Source organism: Flavonifractor sp. An306, assembly GCF_002159455.1.
Taxonomy (GTDB): domain Bacteria; phylum Bacillota; class Clostridia; order Oscillospirales; family Oscillospiraceae; genus Flavonifractor.
Genome location: NZ_NFIQ01000192.1, coordinates 1 through 1,418, shown reverse-complemented (window position 1 = coordinate 1,418; position 1,418 = coordinate 1). Strand labels below are relative to the sequence as shown.

Sequence of the window (1,418 nt, the reverse complement as noted above, 5' to 3'; positions counted from 1 at the left end):
CCTGATTCCCGGCTTCCACATTTGCCATAAACACTTCATAGGGACGGAGCGGTTTGACAAACTTCATCTGGTTGGCGAAGATATCTGCCTCGTGCTCGTAGTTCAGATCATCGTATATCATGCACCAGACTGGCGTTTCACGAGAGCCAGAGGCCAGGGCGACGATCTCCACCGTGTGCTGGCCATTGAAGACATAGTTGACCCCATTTCGACGGCTTACCTTCACGGGGTTGATCTGATACAGATCAAAGTGTGCCGCAGCATTCAGCACATGCTGTTCGGAAATATTCCTCTGGTACTCCTGATTGGATACGAGGTTCTTGATGGGAATCTGTTCGAAGTGAACATTGGGAACAAACATACTATAATCTTCCATTAGGATTCCACCTCAATTGCATTGAGCATTTCCTGGATTTTTCCTTCTAATTCAGTCAACGCCGCCAAGAGGTTTTGTCTTGCAGCAGGTGAGATCGCTTCCAAATGTGCCATGGACTTTGTCCGGTCGATGGAGCTCATCCAGGAGGGGATCGTAAGAGTAAGTCCAGCAACTTCCGCATCCGGGTCATAGGCGGGCATCGTCTTGATTGCCGGCTGTTCTGCCGCCGCTGTACCGGGCTTGGCAGAAGCGTCGGAATAAAGGCATCGTCTCGATTCACTGTAACGAGCAAACGCATAGGGATTTTTTCCGATTTTTTTACTAAGTGCTTTCAATTCTTCGGGTTCCATTTCTGATAGAGCAACGATATTTTCGAAAGAAATCTTATATGCCCCGGAAAGAATGTGCGGAACAAGCTCAGGAGCATTTTGTTCAATGGTATCTAATGCTGCACTGTATTTCGCATATTTCTGTACGGTTGCGCCGGACACATGATACTTCCTTCCCAGCCGGGCTGCTGTTCGCCGGCCACTCTCTTCATCTATTGGGCGGCCTCTCCCCACAGTAATGTTGGGGTTCGGACGGTACTGATTATAGCCATTCCTATTTCGCTGTACTTTCTTTTCCGCTTCATATTGTTTCCCAATCAGATATTTCCTGGTTTCTTCTGAGATGTTGCGGCGCCCAAGTTGGTTCGCACAGATCCAGGCGATGGCAGCATCTCTGCTTGGAAAATCCAGCTCCTTGACTCCATAAGGAATGCGCATTTTATTGCATATTTCATAGCGATTATGACCGTCGACGATGGTATCATTCCATGCGATGATATCTTCCCGGCATCCTTCCATGACCAGATTCAGCTCCAGTTGCCGGTATTCCTCCCGGCGAAGTGGACGAATCAAGTTTTTGAATTCCGGATCGATGTTAAGCTGCCTAAATGCTTTCTCTGTCATGTAGCCTCCTGCGTTCCAGCTGTTTGACGGTTTTGAGGGAAAAATATGCGACCCGGTTGACTTGATCGATCTCACCGGTCAGCTGGTAA

At 48.4% G+C, this 1,418-nt stretch carries 2 protein-coding genes; both read right to left on the bottom strand.

Annotated elements, in window-relative coordinates:
• Positions 1-376, bottom strand: a 376-nt coding sequence (locus tag B5F88_RS19505; protein WP_343286491.1) for a DUF6551 family protein, incomplete at its 3' end; no start/stop codon positions are given.
• A complete protein-coding gene (locus tag B5F88_RS19500; RefSeq protein ID WP_087937054.1) occupies positions 376-1,329 on the bottom strand; it encodes a hypothetical protein in 954 nt (317 codons plus the stop codon). The genes B5F88_RS19505 and B5F88_RS19500, both read right to left, overlap by 1 nt.
• Positions 1,330-1,418 lie beyond the last annotated feature (89 nt).